This is a genomic window from Salimicrobium humidisoli (assembly GCF_002295105.1).
Lineage (GTDB): Bacteria > Bacillota > Bacilli > Bacillales > Halobacillaceae > Salimicrobium > Salimicrobium humidisoli.
This window is the reverse complement of sequence record NZ_NSGH01000023.1, coordinates 1-17,882: the sequence shown is the minus strand read 5'-3', so window position 1 is coordinate 17,882 and position 17,882 is coordinate 1. Positions and strand designations below refer to the sequence as shown.

Sequence of the window (17,882 nt, the reverse complement as noted above, 5' to 3'; positions counted from 1 at the left end):
CAAAGCTTGGGATACCGGCAAGTCAATAATGAAAAGGTTTTCATTCCGAAGTGCTCTGAGAGAGGGATTCACGGAGTCTGTATTTGTTTACACGGGAAGAAGTTACATATAGAATAAAGCTATGCTTTTTTGAGAAAAGACTCTTTTCTAAAATGAGGAGATTACCTATATGATCATAGATTCATTATTGTTACAAATTACGCTCATTGGTCTGCTGGGAGTGGGATCCCAGTGGGTCGCCTGGAGATACAGACTTCCTGCCATCGTAGTGATGTCTCTGGCCGGGCTCATGGCAGGCCCTGTGCTCGGTCTGATGAACCCTTCCGAAAGTTACGGTGATCTGTACTCTCCGGTAATCAGTCTCGCCGTTGCCATTATCCTGTTCGAAGGCAGTCTGAACCTTGATTTTAAAGAGGTGCGGGGGCTCGGGAGACCGGTGTTCCGGATCGTCACCCTGGGCGCCTTTATCGCCTGGATTCTCGGTTCTCTCGCCGCTCACTACATTGCCGGTCTGAGTGTCGCAGTGTCTTTCGTTATCGGCGGACTTCTGATTGTGACGGGACCAACCGTTATTCTGCCGCTGCTCCGCCAGGCCAAACTTAAACCGAGGCCCGCCAAAATACTGAAGTGGGAAGGGATTATCGTAGATCCTATCGGAGCTCTCCTTGCCGTATTCACTTTCGAAATCATCGTCTTTCTCATGGGAGACCCGCTCGCACCTTCTGCGCTGGTCACTTTCTTTCTTGCGGCGGTCTTTGCCGTCGGGATAGGGTACGGCCTCGGTAAGGGAGTCGGGTATATGTTCGAAAACGGCTACGTGCCGGAATTTCTGAAATCGGCTTTCGTATTCGGAGCTGTAATCGTCTGTTTTACGGCAGCCGATGAAATTATGCACGAGACGGGTCTTCTATCAGTGACGGCTATGGGGATGACGCTTGCGAACATGAGAATTTCCTCGATAAACGACATGAGGCACTTTAAGGAGAATATGTCCCTGCTTCTGATTTCGGCGATTTTCGTTATGCTGACGGCCTCGTTGACGAGAGACACGCTCGTGGAAATATTTCAGCCTGAGATCATCGCTTTCGTACTGATTATGCTCTTTGTGGTACGGCCCCTCTCTATATTCATCTCGACTATCGGCACGGATCTCAACAACTCGGAGAAATTACTCGTAGGATGGATTGCTCCGCGCGGTATAGTAGCTCTTACCGTAGCGAGTTATTTCGCCGGTGCGCTTTCCGATGCCGGGTTTGAGGATGCGGAGATACTCGTTTCCCTGACGTTTGCCCTGGTATTCACTACGGTCGTGGCTCACGGGTTCTCGATGAGATGGCTTTCGAAAAAGCTCGACCTTTCGCAGGAAGGGCCTCCGGGAGTGCTGATCGTCGGCGGGAACCCCTTCACGACCAAACTTGCCTCTACTCTCAAGAGTCTCGACGTACCGGTCGTAGTAGTCGACTCCTCCTGGAGAAAACTTACGAGTGCGAGATCCGAAGGAGTGAAAACGTTCCACGGGGAAATGCTCAGTGAGCAGACCGACTATTCCATCGATATGACGCCGTACGACTATCTCGTAACCGCAACGGAGATGGATTCTTATAACGCTCTCATATGTACGACGTTCGTTCCGGAATTCGGAAGAAACAACACGTTTCAACTGAACCTGAGTGACCAGCGGGGAGACAATCTCGAGGGACTCAACCACACTATCAGCGGGCGGATTCTGTTCAGAAAAGATGTAACGTGGGAGCCTTTGAATGATATGGTGGAGAACGGGTATGTTTTAAGAAAAACGACCATAACGGAGAAATATACGTACGGCGATTATTTGAATAATCTCGATGATCAGGCTGTTCAGCTATTCGTGAAGAAGAAAGCGACAGGAATGCTTTATTTCTTTACGGAATACGGAGAGCTGGCGCCGGAGACAGGGGATATCGTAGTTTCCCTTACCCCTCCGAGTAAAGAATTCGAGAAAATTCAAGAAAAACTGGAGACGAAACGAAAAAATAAGCAGCAGGGCTGAGTGCCCGGCTGCTTATTTTTGACGTAATTCTTTTTTCAGATCGGAGAGTTCATTTTCAATCTTTTCGAGCTGCGCTTCGGCACGTTCCACATTTCCCCCGTTCGCTTCCAATTTGTCCATATCTCCCTGGACGCGGATATAATCGGATTTCAGTTCCGCGATACGGGCTTCAATCTCCTGTTTAGACATATGTATGTACTCCTTCTTTTAATGTTATGGTATAATTCATTATATAAAATGAACAGGAAAGATGCAAAACCGTGACTTTGTTCCTGAGTCTTTACGTACAACATGAATTAACTGAATTTTGAGAAAAATGTAAACACCCTCTGCTTTTCTCATTATGTTTATGATATTCTTTATATAACACAGGAAAAGCCGCTCAAAAGAGAGGAGAAGGGGGTATTTGCAAAATAAGCAGGTTTGTAGGGACTTTAAGCCTTATGTAAAATGAATGATGTCCAAATTACCTGCGTACAATCGAGGGGGTATAGCATAACTTGAAACTGTTTCGAGCTTTAGATCGAGGAATTTTAAAACTGGAAGAATTCATCCTGAGCTATGCCGTCATTTTGATTGCACTGATGGTAATCAGCAAGCCGATTACCCGGACGCTGCTCGGCTATACGCTTCCTTTTGCGGATGAGGTCAGTCAGATCTCAGTGACCGTCGCTACGTTCATGGGAATCAGCTATGCAGCCCGAAAAGGAAGGCATATCAGTATGTCCGCTTTTTACGATCTCTCTCCGTTTAAGGTGAGAAAAGTCCTATCTATATTCATTCCGGCTTTGACGGCTGTCATTTTATTCGTACTGGCCTATTACTCCACGCTCTATGTTCTGGATATTAAAGACTCCGGCCGTGTCACAGCAGCTCTGCAGATGCCGATGTACATCCTTTATATGTTTATCCCGATAGGGTTTTTCCTGGGGGGCGTACAGTTTCTTCGTAACATGTGGGTGAACATCAGGGACAAAGAAAATGTATACATCGGTACGGAAGCTCTGGACTACAATGACATGGAAGATGAGAAAGTGGAAGAAACCGGACACTTATAGTAATTACTTCGAACAAGAGAGGATAACAATATGCTGGCGACAATGTTAACAATTATGGTCATTCTATTATTGCTGAACTTTCCGATGCTGGTTCCTTTAATGGTTGCTCCTCTAATTGTCCTTTTTATCTATTTTCCGAATTTAGACCCGGTAATCATGATGCAGCAGTTCTCGACGGGGATCGAAGCTTACGTACTGCTGGCTGTTCCCCTCTTCATATTCGCAGCCGATATAATGACTACCGGAAAAACTTCGAACAGACTGCTTGATTTCATCGGCTCCTTCATTGGACATATCCGGGGAGGATACGCCGTTACTACAGCTGCCGCCTGTACCCTTTTCGGCGCAATTTCCGGATCGACCCAGGCTACCGTCGTAGCCATCGGTACCCCGATGAGGGAGAGGCTCCTCAAAATCGGTTATAAAGATCCGACCGCGATGGCACTCATCATCAATTCGAGTGACGTAGCCCTGCTCGTTCCCCCGAGTATCGGCATGATCATGTACGGACTCGTCTCCGGAACTTCAGTGGGAGACCTGTTCATCGCAGGTATCATTCCCGGCATCATCGTTTTTCTCGCTTTTACTGTTTACAGTATTATTTACGCTATCGTCAAAGACATACCGCTTGCAAACAAAGCAACGTGGAAAGAACGTCTGCACCTGACCAGAAGAGCTCTGCTGCCTATCGGATTTCCGGTGATCGTCATCGGAGGTATCTACTCCGGGCTGTTCAGTCCTACGGAAGCAGCCGGGGTTTCGGTGCTTTACGCGTTCATACTTGAAGTACTTATATACAGATCCATCCATATCAAAAGACTGCCGAGTATTGCCCGCTCCACTGGTATCGTCACCTCAGCCGTGTTCGTACTCGTGGCAGGAGGTCAGGCCTTCACCTGGGTCATATCGTTCGCGCGTATTCCGCAGATGATAACGGATGCCGTGCTTGGTCCTGATCCGTCCGCGATATTCGTACTGCTGATGGTATCTCTGTTTTTCTTCATCGGTTGTATGTTCGTCGACCCGATCGTGGTCATTCTCGTACTTACACCGATTTTCTACCCGGCGGCTATGGGTGCCGGAGTAGACCCGATCCACCTTGGGGTCGTCATCACTTTCCAGGCGGCTCTCGGCTCAGCCACTCCGCCGTTCGGCGTTGATATTTTCACGGCCAGCGCCGTTTTCAACAAACCTTATCTGGAAGTGATCAAAGGAACACCACCGTATATAGCAATTATGATAGCAGTAGCATTTTTACTGATTTACTTCGAAGAGTTGTCACTTATGCTTCTATAAGCATATGAAAGTATACCAAAAAAACTGGGGAGGTTTTCACCATTATTAACAAAAAGAGTTTATTGACTGGTGTCATGGCGTTGTCGTTGTCGGGATTTCTTGCTGCATGTGGCGGTGGCGGTGACGGAGAAAGTTCCGGAGACGGAGGAGAATCTTCAGGAGGCGGTTCAGAGACCTGGAGAATGGTGACGGAAGAAGTGGATGGCCAGGTACAGTACGAATATGCGGAAGAATTCGGGAAACGTATCAATGAGAAAACCGATGGTCAAATCACGATAGAACCTTATGAGTTCGGAGGTCTGGGTAATGAATCGGACCAGGTGGAACAGCTTGAAACCGGGGCTGTCGAGATGGCTGTCATGTCCCCGGGCTTCACAGGGAACATGGTAAAAGAAGGTCAGCTGTTCGCTCTGCATTTTCTGTTTCCTGACAGTGTGGAGAAAACCCAGGAAGTTCTGAACAAGAGTGAAGCTCTAAATAAAGACCTTCGTTCCAAATACGAAGAGCACGGAATCACCCCGCTTGCGTTCTGGTCTGAAGGGGCGATGCAGTGGACATCCAGTAAGAAAATCGAGAAACCTGAAGACTTCGAAGGGTTGAAGATGCGTACCCAGACATCTCCGTTGATTCTTGAATCCTACAAAGCCTATGGTGCCGACCCGCAGTCGATGAGCTGGGGTGAACTGTATACGGCGCTTGATCGCGGCACCGTTGAAGGTCAGGAGAACCCGATCTTCTTCATCGGAGATGCTTCGTTCCACGAAGTTCAGGATTACATGACGCTCTCCAATCACAACAACTATGTAGCGATGACTACCGTGAACTCCGACTGGTATGACGGTCTTGATGAAGAAATGCAGAAGACAATCGACGAGACTGTGCAGGAAATGCAGGAGTGGGTATATGAGGAGCAGGAAGCCCAGAACGAGGAATGGCTGAAAACCATCAAAGAGGACGAAGAGAACGCTACGGAAGTTATAGAACTGACGGAAGAACAGCGTGAGGCGTTCCGTAAAGAAGCGATGGGCGTCCGTGACTTCTACAGAGAGGAAGTTTCCACGGTTGACGGGGAGATTCTTGATAAGCTGGAGAAGGAAATAAGTGAAATCTCCGGTGAAGAAACGGGTGAAAGTTCCGGTTCTGAAGAATAATTCCCGGAACCAACTATATACAGAACAGAAGAAGCTGCCGGGCCTCGGCAGCTTCTTTTTTCATATATCGCAGTTCAGTCGCTAAACAGTGGGACCCTTCCACTCCTCATATAAGTGTGCAACGGTAGTTTTTATGAGGGCGTAAGCCGGAATGGCGAATAATAAACCGAGAAAACCTGCGAGACTTCCGGCTGCCAGTATGACAGTGATGATTGTAAGTGGATGGATGTGCAATGCTTTCCCCATTATGTTCGGTGATATGAGGTTCCCTTCGACCTGCTGGGCGATTATGGTGATGATAGCTACCCAGATGACCATGATCGGATCCTGAAAAAGAGCGACGATCAGGGCCGGGACGACTGCGAGAAAAGGCCCGATGAAAGGGATGACGTTCATTATCATGGCGAACAGGGACAAAGTGAGAGAGTACTGCAGACCTATGGCCAGATAGCCGACCAGAAGCAGTAAGCCTACAGCTACACTGACCGTAAGCTGACCGAGTATGAAAGTATAGAGTGTACGATCCACTGAACGGGCCCATCGTACGAAGCTGTCTGCGAAAGAAGGACTCTTCTCTCTCATGTATCCGCTCATGAACGGGAGCAGACGGTGCCCGTCTTTCAGCATGAAGAAGAGGAAAAACGGCACAAGGATAAGCGAAAACAGAAAGCTGACGACGTTCGTAAGTATGCTGAAGAAAGCCGCGGAGGCCTCCTGTATGTAGGACTCCAGGTTGTCAGTGAAGTTCTGGATAGTGTCCGTTACCCTCTCAGGAAGAATGTCCTGGTTCTGCTGCCAGTAGCCGACCCCCTGTTCGACCGTCTGGATCATTTCCGGAATGTTGTTCATTAATTTCGTATACTGCTGCTGGGCGATCGGTGCAATGAACTGAACGATCAGATAGCCGGCAGCGATAAAAAGCATGAAGACGAACAGAATAGCGGGGACTCGTGGCACTTTTATACGTGTCAGCCACTCCACGAGCGGTCTTGAAATATAGTAGAGAACGCCTCCGCCGATAAGGGGAAGAGCAATAGCGCTGATGTAGGTGAGAATCGGCTGGAAGAAAAACTGGATTTTGTTCAGTAATAATATTAATAAACAGATGGCGATCAGGGTGATAATCGTCTGGAACCATTTTTTTTGCAGCATTATAATATTCCGCCTTTCCTGAAATCATTTAGGGTTACGTGCTGGGAGGGACACCGGCTTCCGGCAGCACATGATTACATTTTACTGGAAAGAAGTCAGGAAAGAAATGTTTTATTGGAGACGGTAACTGTAAGAGGGTGTCAGGGTGGAGATTTTCTTCTCTCCTGCGTTGACTTCAAAGGGATAAATGGTATGATAAGAAAAGAAGGGGAGTAGCTGTTCGATAAAATCGTCAATACGAGAGAAATCTCCGGTTTTATCGGCAACGACCGTTGTTTGCGAGACCTTTGTCCGGGAAGGGCAGAGGTCTCTTTTTTGTGCTCTGTTCTTTACCGGGAATCTACCAATAAGGGGAGCAGAATTTTATGGAAGCCCAATTACTGATTGAATACGGCTGGGTACTGATTGTACTCGTAGGACTTGAGGGGATATTGGCGGCCGACAACGCGCTCGTGCTGGCAATCATGGTGAAACATCTGCCGCCCGAAAAAAGAAAGAAAGCTTTGTTTTATGGTCTTGTCGGCGCGTTCGTTCTTCGTTTCGCATCGCTGTTCGTCATTTCTTTTCTTGTAGATGTCTGGCAGGTCCAGGCCCTCGGCGCAGCCTATCTGTTGTTTATTGCAGGAAAGAACCTTTATGATAAATGGAATACGAGAGGGAACGGGGAAGACGAGGATGAAGAGCCCGCGTATGATGAAACATCGAAAGGAAAAGGCTTCTGGATTACTGTTGTGAAAGTGGAGTTCGCCGACCTCGCCTTTGCGGTCGACTCCATCCTCGCCGCTGTCGCACTTGCCGTAACTCTTCCCGAAACAGATCTCCCGACGGTAGGGAGTCTCGACGGAGGACAGTTCGCCGTTATTCTTGCAGGCGGGATGATCGGCATCATCATTATGAGGTTCGCGGCCAACGTATTCGTCAGAATTCTGCATGACCGTCCGGGTCTTGAAATCGCAGCTTTTGTTATTGTAGGGTGGGTCGGTGTAAAATTGGTGGTATCCACTCTTGCCCATCCGAACATCCGGATTATCGATGAAAGTTTTTCACACTCGGCACTTTGGAAAATTACGTTTTATACCGTGCTCGTAGGTATTGCGGCAGCCGGCTGGTTTTTATCCGGAAGGAAGAAAGACGGGAATAGTCAGTAAGGAGAGGAAATGAAATGGGTAAAGCGCTCGAAGGTAAAGACGAACAGTTTTACTACATTAAAAACAGGGTGTCCATGCTGAACGATGTAGTACAGTCCGTGGACAGTCCTGTAGACGAAGAGGAGCTTGAACAGGTGGAGCTTATGATACGGAGCCTTAACGAGAAAGTGCTCAGGTTTCAAAAAGACCGGAAGGAGGAACAATAATGGCAAAGCATCATTTTCATATGAAATCGACGTGGCCCGGAGGCCGGGGCTCGGTCGGAACAATCGAAGCCGATAAACTGAAGACGGAAATTTCCATTCCGGAAGAAATGGACGGACCGGGTCAGGGAACGAATCCTGACGAGATGCTGCTCGGAGCGGCATCTACGTGCTATATAATAACATTAGCAGCTATGATGGAACGGGCGGAGCTTCCGCTCGAAGACATGGACATGGACTCGGAAGGTGTCGTAAGCGTTACGAATGGTGTCATAACTTATGAAGAGATCATTCACCGGCCGAGAGTCGTTCTTGAAAAGGGAGCCTCCGCGTCTGAACTTGAGAAGCTGCGTAAGCTGGCTCACAAAGCGGAATCTTCCTGCATGATTTCAAGAGCGATTGCGGGGAACGTGAAACTTACGCTGGAGCCTGACCTTACAGTATCGAAATAAGAGCGGGAGCACAGATTTACTGTGTTTCCTGAGCGTCACTCCCGGAAGATCCGGGTGCTTTTTGTCACAGGGGAAGATGATAAGTACCGTAGTAAGTAATAATTGCTGTCAACGATTACGAGGAGATAATAAGGAATCCGGAGGAGTGGACGATGAAGAACATATGTGTAGTAGGACTCGGTCATATCGGGCTTCCGATTTCGGGAGTGCTTGCCGAGGCCGGCATGAACGTACACGGAGTTGATATAGACGAAAATGTCATCAATAATCTTCAGGCAGGCAACATACTTATCGAGGAGCCGGACCTTGGGGATCTGATCAGCGGGGTGGTCGGCTCCGGCCGTTTAACTGCAGGCGGAGAGCCTGAAGAAGCGGATGTGTTCATCGTGGCTGTCCCGACTCCCGTTTATGATGACGAATCGGCGAACATCACTTACGTCGAGCAGGCAGTGAAGAGTATCCTTCCCTATTTGAATAAAGGGAATGCCGTCATCGTCGAATCCACCGTCCCGCCGCGCACGATACAGGACAAAGTGGCACCTTTGCTTGAAGAAGCAGACTGGGACGTGGCTGCCAACGAAATATACCTGGCCCACTGCCCCGAGCGGGTGATCCCGGGGAGTGTCATGAAAGAGATCAAAGAAAACACACTTATTATCGGCGGCTATACGAAAGAGGCGGCTGCAGAGGTTGCTGAGTTGTATAAACTTTTCCTCAAAGGGGAAATTATAGAAACGAAGGCTATCAACGCCGAGATGTCCAAGCTTATGGAGAACGCGTACCGTGATGTGAATATAGCGCTGGCGAACGAACTGGCCAAAATTTCGGCGGAACTGGATTTCAATGCTCATGAAGTGATCAGGCTTGCCAACGTACATCCGAGGGTAAACCTGCACGAACCCGGACCCGGAGTCGGTGGCCACTGTATTCCGGTGGACCCTTATTTTGTCATAGAAAAAGCGGAAGATGTGTCGCCTCTGATGCAGACGGCGAGAGAAATCAATAACTCGATGCCTGACTTCGTCATTTCTCAGGTCGAAAAACTGACACGGAACATCTCCAACCCGAAAATAGCTGTCTTCGGGCTAAGCTACAAAGGCGACGTGGACGATGTACGCGGAAGCCCGGCGATTGACGTCGTCTTTAAACTGGTCAACAATAAAAAGAACTATAAAGTTTTCTGTCACGACCCTTACGTCAGGGAAGATCAGGTTCCGCTGCGGATCCATCCCATCGAGGAGTCTCTTGATAAAGCGGACGCGGCCCTCGTGCTGGTCGATCACAGTGAATACAAAAAGATGGACACCTCTATCTTTGAAGACCGCATGAAGACCCCGGTCGTTCTCGATATGCGGAATTGCCTTCCGGAAGCGAAAGGCGATACGAGAATCTATCCGATCGGGGACCTGAGCGGACTGGAGGTTATCGGAGAATGATGAAGGAAACTTTTTTGGGCGTCGACGTGGCGCCTGTCACCTATAAAAGGGTGATCAGTGAAATTTCAAGGAATATCGATTCGGGGGAGCAGTCGACCATCGTCGCTGTCAACCCGGAGAAAGTAATGGAAGCCTGTAAGGATGAAAAAGTCCGGGAGCTCATCAACTCCTCCACTTTACAGATTCCTGATGGAATAGGAATCGTATGGGCCTCCAAATGGAGAGGCGGACAGATCAGGGAACGGGTGACCGGTATAGACTTGATGAGTTACCTCCTGCACTTTGCCGAACAGAAAAAGTTACGCGTATTTCTGTACGGAGCAGAAGAAGATTCTGTATCGAAGGCCAGGGACAACATTGAAAAACATTACCCCGACATTACCGTGGCAGGATACGAAAACGGTTTTGATGGGAATGAAGATGAGGTGGTGCAGCGAATTCAGGACTGTCAGGCTGACGTTCTGTTCGTAGCACTCGGAAGTCCGAAGCAGGAGCTCTGGATCCGTCGCCACAAAGAAAAACTCGGGGTGAAAGTATTTCAGGGCGTCGGAGGAAGTTTCGATGTGTGGGCCGGTAAAGAGAAGAAGGCTCCGAAACTGTACCGGAATCTGAACGTGGAATGGTTGTACCGGCTGATTTCCGACCCGAAACGGATCAAACGCCAGCTCGCTTTACCGAAATTCGCTTTCTGTGTCCTTACTAAAAGCCGCTGAATAAAGAAGAAAGACATCAGAAAGCCTCCAACGGAACCGCTCAGGATTCGTGGAGGCTTTTCTAACTCGCGGAAATATTAATTTACCACTCTCTTTTATACACCCGTGCTTCAAAAGGACGGATAATGGATTCATCGGGAAGATCACGGTAATTATGCAGAAGGAGATCTTCTTCTCGGATATCTGCTTCCGGCGGCAGGGCGGAGCAGGTGCCGGAGAGATTTGCGATGATCACTGCCTGCTGATTCCCGAGAGTTCTCGTGTAAGCGTAAAGAGAAGGATCGGTTTCCTCCAGCAGATCATATTTTCCATATGTGAATAAATCATACGACTTTTTCAGCCGGATCAGCTGTCGATAGTAGTTCAGAATCGATGTTTCGTCTTCCTTTTGATCTTCCACGTTCACCTGCTTATAATCCGGGTTGATTTTTATCCAGGGGCGGCCTGAAGTGAAGCCGGCGTTGCGGCTGTTCTCCCACTGCATCGGCGTCCGGCTGTTGTCCCGGGAAGTTTCCCTGAGGTTTTGAAGTATCTCCTCATCTTTCCATCCCTGCGCCTTTTTGGCAGTATAGAAGTTCTTCGCCGCCACATCGTCATAGTCGTTGATGGAAGTGAAGCCGGCGTTCGTCATACCGATTTCCTGTCCCTGATAAATGAAGGGGGTACCCTGCATTAGGAAATACATGGTAGCAAGTGACGTGGCACTCTCTTTCCATAACTCCCCGTCATCTCCCCACGTGGACACGGCACGTGCTTTGTCATGATTTTCGATGAACAGAGCGTTCCAGCCGTCTCCTTCGAGTCCTTTCTGCCATTTCGTAAGGACGAGCTTCAGCCCCGGCACGTCAAGTCCTGTACCGCCTTCCCGGTCCCAAAGATCAAGATGTTCGAACTGGAAAATCATGTCCATTTTCCCTTCGTCCCCGACCCAGAGATGTGCTTCATCTGCGCTCACTCCGTTGGCTTCCCCGACAGAAACCGCGTCGTACTTTCCGTATGTTTCTTCTTTGAATTCCTGAAGGAACTCGTGGATGCCCTCCTGATTCATGTGCATATCAAAACTTGATACATACTGTCTCTGTTCGGGATTCGGCATATCAGGAAGCCCGGGACGCTTCTTAATATGGCTGATGGCGTCAATGCGGAAGCCGTCGATTCCTTTATCCAGCCACCAGTTGACGGTGTCGTAAAGTTCACGGCGCACTTCCCCGTTTTCCCAGTTCAAATCGGGCTGGCGTTCCGAGAAAATATGGAGGAAGTACTGGTCCGTCGCTTCATCATACTTCCAGGCCGACCCGTCGAATATACTTTCCCAGTTGTTCGGCGGTCCCCCGTCACGTCCGTCTCTCCAAATATACCAGTCGCGTTTGGGGCTCTGTTTTGAAGATTTCGATTCAAGAAACCACGGATGTTCGTCACTCGTGTGGTTCAGAACGAGGTCGATGATCAGGCGCATGTCGCGGTTATGTACTTCTTCGAGAAGCTGATCGAAGTCCTTCATCGTACCGAAGTCCTGAAGAATATCCTTATAATCCGAAATGTCATAGCCGTTATCGTCGAGCGGCGATTTGTACATCGGACAAATCCAGATAAAATCAATGCCCAGGTCTTTCAAATAGTCGAGACGGCTGATCATTCCCTGCAGATCCCCGATACCGTCCCCGTCGGAGTCCTGGAAACTCCGCGGGTACACCTGGTAGCCGACGGCTTCTTTCCACCATTTACGTTCCATACTCACTCACTCCTCTTCTCATTTCAAAAACTGCGATTCTATCCGGATGGCGCATCATCCGAAAGTCCTGCATTAAATTATGCAATCGTTTTCGCAAACTAAGCATAGCATATCGGAAAGGATGTCATTTTGCAACCGTTTCCTTTTTGTGAAAAAGCTGTGAAGCAAAAGGATTGCAGATTTTCCTCTCATCCTATATAGTAAGAAGTAATTCAATACAGTATCTTTCGGGGTCAGGTGAAATTCCTAGCCGGCGGTAATGGTGTAACATCCTCAGCCCGCGACGGGGAAGAGCGTATTCCCCCTGATTTGGTGAAAGTCCAAAGCCGACAGTTAAAGTCTGGATGGGAGAAAGATTATTCTAATCCTGGTACACGTGTACCTTTTTTTAAGTATCTTTATGCCCTGAAGGACAATTGTTCTTCAGGGTATTTTTTATGAAAAAAGACCATCCAGGCAGAGCGCTTACTGCGTCCGAACCGACAATAAACCTGTCTCCCGTAAAGAGAAGTAGTTCGGAGGAAAGCACATGAACAGAGACCGTTACTATATGGAACTTGCTGTGGAGATGGCACGGAAAACGATGGGTCAGACGGATCCGAATCCGGCTGTCGCTGCAGTAGTAGTTAAAAATAACCAGATCGTCGGCACCGGGGTCCACGTCAAAGCAGGGGAACCTCATGCCGAAGTCCACGCCTTGAACATGGCCGGATCTCATGCCGAAGGTGCAGAAATATACGTCACTTTGGAACCGTGCAGCCATTACGGCAGAACGCCGCCCTGCGCTGATACGATTGTAGCAGCAGGGATTAAGCGGGCTGTAATCGCCTCGTTCGATCCGAATCCTGAGGTGGCAGGAAAAGGCATGAAAAAAATGAAGGACGGCGGTGTGGAAGTCGTCACGGATGTCTGCCGCGAAGAAGCGGATGCCATTAACCGGCCTTTTTTCCACTATATTTCGACGGGGAAACCGTACGTGCGGCTGAAGTCGGCGATGAGCCTGGACGGTAAAATCGCCACGTCCACCGGAGAAAGTCAGTGGATCACCGGGGAGAGGGCACGGAAAGACGGACACTGGTACCGGCACCGCTCGGGAGCTATTCTCGTAGGGATAAATACGGTGCTTACGGACGACCCTATGCTGACGGCAAGACTCGAGGAAGGCGGAAGCCACCCGGTGCGTATCGTTCTCGACAACCATCTGCGGATGCCGAGGGACGCGAAACTTATGCAGGACGACACTTCTCCGGTATGGATTGTGGCCGGTAAAACGGTGACTAATAAGCAGTTGAAGGAATTCTCGGCCCCGTCCCACGTGGAAATTCTGCGTCAGTCGGAAGAAACTGTGGACATTGACGTTTTTCTGAAGGAGCTTACGGAGAGAAAGATCTCCTCTCTGCTCGTAGAAGGCGGAGGAACAGTGGCTGACAGTTTTGTCCGCTCCAGAAACGTAGACGAAGTCATTACCTATATCGCCCCGAAACTGATCGGCGGAAGAAAAGCGCTCACACCCGTCTCAGGGGCAGGTATTGAGCATTTGCATGACGCAATGAGTTTCTCCGTAGTTCATCAGGACCGTGTAGGGGAAGATATTAAAATCGTTTCAAGGAAAGAAGGCGAATGAGATGTTTACAGGAATCATAGAAGAAATCGGAACCATCAGATCGATTGAGCAGAAAGAGGAAGCGATGGATGTGAGTATCGAAGCTTCCGTCATTTTACAAGACGTGGAAGAAGGAGACAGCATTTCCATTAACGGCGTCTGTTTAACAGTGACGGCATTCACGGAAACGACGGCTTCTTTCGACGTAATGCCGGAGACATTCCGTGCGACGAACTTCAAAGACCTCACCGAAGGAAGCAAAGTGAATCTTGAACGGGCTCTTGCAGCCGGAGGACGCTTCGGCGGCCACATCGTTTCCGGACACATTGACGGCACTGGAAAGATTACCGGAAAAACGCCGGAAGCGAATGCGGTCTATTATGAAATTGAACTTCCGGAAGACCTGGTACAGTACTTCATTCATAAAGGATCGATTGCGGTAGACGGTACAAGCCTGACCGTATTCGGAGTGAAGGGGAATACGATTCTCGTCTCCCTCATCCCGCACACCATGGAACACACCATTCTCGGGAACAAAGAACCGGGAGATGAGGTTAACGTGGAATGTGACATGATCGGTAAATATATTGCTCATTTCATGAAGAACAAAGACAGTGAAGAAGTCAGCTCCGATTTTCTTAAAGAAAACGGCTACGTTTAGAGGACAGGGGGATAATATGTTTGATACTATCGAATACGCAATCGAACGCCTGAAACAGGGGAAGATGGTAATAGTATGTGATGATGAGGACAGAGAGAATGAGGGGGACCTCGTCGGGGTGGCGGAATACGCAACTTCCGAAATGATCAATTTTATGATCACTCACGGGCGCGGTCTCGTATGTGCTCCGGTTTCCGGAGAAATAGCAGAGAGTCTCGAACTGATGCCGATGGTCGGGGAAAACACCGATCCGAACAAAACGGCGTTTACTGTAAGTATCGACCACCGCGATACGACGACCGGTATTTCCGCAGAGGAACGGGCCCTCACGATCCGTGAGATGTTGCGGACACAGGCGACCGCATCTGATTTCAACCGGCCGGGACATATCTTTCCGCTCGTCGGTAAAAAAGGGGGAGTCCTCCGTCGTGCCGGTCACACGGAAGCGTCCATCGACCTCGCCGAACTGGCAGGTGCGAAATCCGCCGGTGTCATTTGTGAAATCATCAAAGATGACGGGACGATGGCGAGAGTACCGGATCTCAAGAAGATGTCCGAGGAATTCGACATACCGATGATCACGATCGCAGATCTGATCCAGTACCGGTATAACCACGAAGAACATGTCAAACGGGAAGTGGAAATCAAACTCCCGACTGAATACGGAGATTTCCGGGCGATCGGCTTTACGAACGATATCGACTACAAGGATCATATCGCTCTTGTGAAGGGGGAAATCAACCCGGAGGAACCAGTGCTCGTACGGGTCCACTCGGAGTGCCTTACCGGGGACGTGTTCGGCTCCTGGCGCTGTGACTGTGGACCGCAGCTTCACAACGCTCTGAGACAGATCGAGGAAAATGGCAGCGGGGTGCTCGTCTACATGCGTCAGGAAGGACGCGGAATCGGGCTCATGAACAAACTGTATGCCTATAAACTCCAGGAAGAAGGCTACGACACGGTGGAAGCCAATGAAAAACTCGGATTTGCCCCGGATTTGCGCGACTACGGGGTGGGAGCACAAATTCTGAAGGACCTCGGGATTACGAAGCTCAACCTTTTGACGAACAATCCGAAAAAAATCTCCGGGCTCGGCGGCTACGGTCTCGAAGTCACCGACCGCGTACCGATTGAAATGCCTTCCCGGGAAGAGAATGCGCGCTACATGGAAACGAAACGTTCGAAAATGGGTCACTTATTTCATTTATAAAGGGGAGTATCAGGCATGGTGAACAGACTGGAAGGTAATCTGGTAGGAACAGATCTTAAAATAGGTATCGTGACGGGACGATTCAACGAATTTATTACAGAACGGCTTTACGAAGGCGCTGTCGGAGCTTTGAAACAGCACGGCGTGGATGAAGCGAATATTGATGCGGCGTGGGTTCCGGGAGCTTTTGAAGTCCCGCTTGCGGCAGATCGCATGGCAGCATCCGGGAAGTATGACGCTGTCATCACTCTCGGAGCAGTCATTCGGGGATCGACCCCTCACTTCGATTACGTCTGCGGGGAAGCGGCGAAAGGGGTATCCCAGGCTTCCGTAAAAAACAGTCTTCCGGTCATCTTCGGTGTCATCACGACCGATACGATCGAACAGGCGATTGAACGTGCAGGAACGAAAGCCGGAAACAAAGGTTCAGAGGCCGCGGTAGCTGCTGTCGAAATGGCCAATCTGATGAAGCAGCTTTAATATGAGTACTTCTGTCGTATGGATTCGCAACGACCTTCGTCTGAACGACAATATTGCTTTGACGGAAGCGGTGAAAAATCTCGGGGAAGGGGATGAATTACTGCTCCTCTTCCATATCCATCCTGAGCTTATCCGGGAATTTGATCTGCAGGAGGATTACTTTTTTCAGACTGTCCGAACATTCCATGAATCGTCAGGACCCCTCCATTTCATCTTCGGGGAGGAAGAGGAGGCATTCCGCTCTTTTTTCGATACGGTGACGGATGCTGAGGACATTTATTTCAACAAAGCAGAAACCGGGTTCGGGAAAGAACGGGATGAGAGAGTACTGCCTGTCTTCGAGGAGCGGGGAGTGCGCACGCATACGTACATCGATCACCCTCTCCATGGAGCAGAGGAAGTGACGAAGAAAGACGGCGGACTTTATCAGGTGTTCTCCCCTTATTTCAAGCAGTGGCAGAAGCTTGACAAACCCCCGGTGGTGAAATTGAATACGGATAAAATGAAGCAGCATCTGACAGACCGTTCCGGAGATTTTGCGGACGGGGAGGAAAAGTACCGGGAACTTACGGATGCACCGCTCCGGAAGTGGGAGGAGGTCGGTGAGGAAGCAGCTGAACAGCGCCTCACCCGGTTTCTGGATGAACCGATCTATTATTACGACGAAGACCGGGACATCCCCTCGAAAGACGGTACCAGCCTGATGAGCCGCTATTTGCGCACGGGAGCGATTTCCCCGCGTACGGTATATCACAGAGTTCTGCAGGAAACGGACGGCCGGAAGCGCCAGGACGGAGTGGAGAGTTTTGTCCGGGAACTGGCCTTCCGCGACTTTTACCACATGGTGTATTACAACCATCCGGAGGCAGATGATAAGGAACTTACGGAAAAATTTCGTGGAATCCCCTGGAACGAAGATGAGGAAATCTTCGAGCGGTGGAAAGAAGCGCGGACCGGCTTCCCGTTCATTGACGCCGCTATGGCACAGATGAACGAAAGCGGCTGGATGCATAATCGCGCCAGAATGGCGGTCGCCTCTTTTCTGACGAAAGATCTTCTTATCGACTGGAGGAAAGGGGAGAGGTACTTCAACCGGAAACTGGCCGATTATGAAGCGGCTTCGAACATCGGCGGCTGGCAATGGGCAGCCTCGACAGGAACGGATGCGGTCCCTTATTTCCGCGTCTTCAACCCCGTCCGTCAGTCCGAACGGTTCGATAAGCATGGGGACTATATAAAAGAGTGGCTTCCGGCCCTTCGGAATGTGCCTGAGAAGTATATCCACGAACCTCACAAAATGTCGGAGGATGAGCAGAAGGAAGCAGGTTGTATCATCGGGGAGGATTATCCGGCGCCGATGGTGGATCACAAGCGGATGCGGGAGAGAGCGATAGAAATCTATAAGCAGAAGAAGGACTGACGGAGGTCAGTCTCAGGCTGTCGAGAAAGTCTCGGCAGCTTTTATTTTTTTCTGTTTTTTAAATAGATCACCGCGTTAATTTGTTATAATAGCTGTAACTTATCAACGAAAGGTGATTGGATGTTTCAATCTAAAACT

General features: G+C 49.4%; 17 protein-coding genes and 1 riboswitch. Of the genes, 14 read left to right on the top strand and 3 right to left on the bottom strand.

What is annotated here, in order from left to right; translation table 11 throughout:
* Positions 1-169 precede the first annotated feature (169 nt).
* Positions 170-2,029 (top strand): cation:proton antiporter, encoded by a 1,860-nt coding sequence (locus tag CKW00_RS11790; protein ID WP_095822731.1) that lies wholly within the window; start codon positions 170-172, stop codon positions 2,027-2,029.
* Positions 2,030-2,041: 12 nt separating this feature from the next.
* On the opposite strand, the gene CKW00_RS13785 is transcribed toward CKW00_RS11790, so the two are convergent.
* The gene (locus CKW00_RS13785; RefSeq protein ID WP_180962558.1) at positions 2,042-2,218 is read right to left on the bottom strand and encodes an SE1832 family protein; all 177 of its coding nucleotides are present in this window, start codon (positions 2,216-2,218) and stop codon (positions 2,042-2,044) included.
* A gap of 311 nt (positions 2,219-2,529) precedes the next feature.
* On the opposite strand from CKW00_RS13785, the gene CKW00_RS11785 reads away from it, so the two are divergent.
* From CKW00_RS11785 to CKW00_RS11775, 3 genes are all read left to right on the top strand, one after another.
* Positions 2,530-3,087 (top strand): TRAP transporter small permease, encoded by a 558-nt coding sequence (locus tag CKW00_RS11785; protein ID WP_095822730.1) that lies wholly within the window; start codon positions 2,530-2,532, stop codon positions 3,085-3,087.
* 30 nt (positions 3,088-3,117) lie between these two features.
* Complete coding sequence (locus CKW00_RS11780; RefSeq protein ID WP_095822729.1) at positions 3,118-4,383, top strand: TRAP transporter large permease; 1,266 nt, start codon at positions 3,118-3,120, stop codon at positions 4,381-4,383.
* A 74-nt stretch (positions 4,384-4,457) separates the two neighbouring features.
* On the top strand, positions 4,458-5,534 hold the full coding sequence (locus CKW00_RS11775; protein WP_095822742.1) for a DctP family TRAP transporter solute-binding subunit: 1,077 nt from the start codon (positions 4,458-4,460) through the stop codon (positions 5,532-5,534).
* Between the two features lie 81 nt (positions 5,535-5,615).
* Here the strand turns inward: CKW00_RS11775 and CKW00_RS11770 are convergent, their stop codons facing one another.
* On the bottom strand, positions 5,616-6,686 hold the full coding sequence (locus CKW00_RS11770; protein WP_095822728.1) for an AI-2E family transporter: 1,071 nt from the start codon (positions 6,684-6,686) through the stop codon (positions 5,616-5,618).
* 365 nt (positions 6,687-7,051) lie between these two features.
* Between CKW00_RS11770 and CKW00_RS11765 the strand changes: the two genes are divergently transcribed.
* From CKW00_RS11765 to CKW00_RS11745, 5 genes are all read left to right on the top strand, one after another.
* Positions 7,052-7,834, top strand: a complete 783-nt coding sequence (locus CKW00_RS11765) for a TerC family protein (RefSeq protein ID WP_095822727.1) — start codon at positions 7,052-7,054, stop codon at positions 7,832-7,834.
* A gap of 14 nt (positions 7,835-7,848) precedes the next feature.
* Complete coding sequence (locus CKW00_RS11760; protein ID WP_095822726.1) at positions 7,849-8,040, top strand: SE1561 family protein; 192 nt, start codon at positions 7,849-7,851, stop codon at positions 8,038-8,040.
* A complete protein-coding gene (locus CKW00_RS11755) occupies positions 8,040-8,489 on the top strand; it encodes an OsmC family protein (RefSeq protein ID WP_095822725.1) in 450 nt (149 codons plus the stop codon). The genes CKW00_RS11760 and CKW00_RS11755 overlap by 1 nt, the downstream gene beginning before the upstream one ends.
* A 152-nt stretch (positions 8,490-8,641) precedes the next feature.
* Positions 8,642-9,925, top strand: coding sequence for a nucleotide sugar dehydrogenase (locus CKW00_RS11750; RefSeq protein WP_095822724.1), 1,284 nt, complete (start codon positions 8,642-8,644; stop codon positions 9,923-9,925).
* A complete protein-coding gene (locus CKW00_RS11745; RefSeq protein WP_095822723.1) occupies positions 9,922-10,638 on the top strand; it encodes a WecB/TagA/CpsF family glycosyltransferase in 717 nt (238 codons plus the stop codon). The genes CKW00_RS11750 and CKW00_RS11745 overlap by 4 nt, the downstream gene beginning before the upstream one ends.
* A gap of 82 nt (positions 10,639-10,720) precedes the next feature.
* Here CKW00_RS11745 and CKW00_RS11740 read toward each other — a convergent pair whose 3' ends face one another.
* Positions 10,721-12,370, bottom strand: coding sequence for an alpha-glucosidase (locus tag CKW00_RS11740; protein ID WP_095822722.1), 1,650 nt, complete (start codon positions 12,368-12,370; stop codon positions 10,721-10,723).
* A 219-nt stretch (positions 12,371-12,589) separates the two neighbouring features.
* Positions 12,590-12,730: riboswitch (FMN riboswitch) on the top strand.
* A gap of 169 nt (positions 12,731-12,899) precedes the next feature.
* On the opposite strand from CKW00_RS11740, the gene ribD reads away from it, so the two are divergent.
* The 5 genes from ribD to CKW00_RS11715 are packed head-to-tail and all read left to right on the top strand — an operon-like array spanning position 12,900 to position 17,744.
* Entirely contained in the window at positions 12,900-13,994 is a 1,095-nt protein-coding gene (gene ribD, locus CKW00_RS11735; protein ID WP_095822721.1) for a bifunctional diaminohydroxyphosphoribosylaminopyrimidine deaminase/5-amino-6-(5-phosphoribosylamino)uracil reductase RibD, read from the top strand.
* Position 13,995: 1 nt separating this feature from the next.
* Entirely contained in the window at positions 13,996-14,634 is a 639-nt protein-coding gene (gene ribE, locus CKW00_RS11730) for a riboflavin synthase (RefSeq protein ID WP_095822720.1), read from the top strand.
* A 16-nt stretch (positions 14,635-14,650) separates the two neighbouring features.
* Positions 14,651-15,844, top strand: a complete 1,194-nt coding sequence (locus CKW00_RS11725) for a bifunctional 3,4-dihydroxy-2-butanone-4-phosphate synthase/GTP cyclohydrolase II (RefSeq protein ID WP_095822719.1) — start codon at positions 14,651-14,653, stop codon at positions 15,842-15,844.
* Between the two features lie 15 nt (positions 15,845-15,859).
* Complete coding sequence (ribH, locus tag CKW00_RS11720) at positions 15,860-16,324, top strand: 6,7-dimethyl-8-ribityllumazine synthase (protein ID WP_095822718.1); 465 nt, start codon at positions 15,860-15,862, stop codon at positions 16,322-16,324.
* A gap of 1 nt (position 16,325) precedes the next feature.
* Positions 16,326-17,744 carry a cryptochrome/photolyase family protein gene (locus CKW00_RS11715; RefSeq protein WP_095822717.1) on the top strand — a complete coding sequence of 473 codons (1,419 nt, stop codon included), beginning with the start codon at positions 16,326-16,328 and terminating at the stop codon, positions 17,742-17,744.
* Positions 17,745-17,882: the final 138 nt, after the last annotated feature.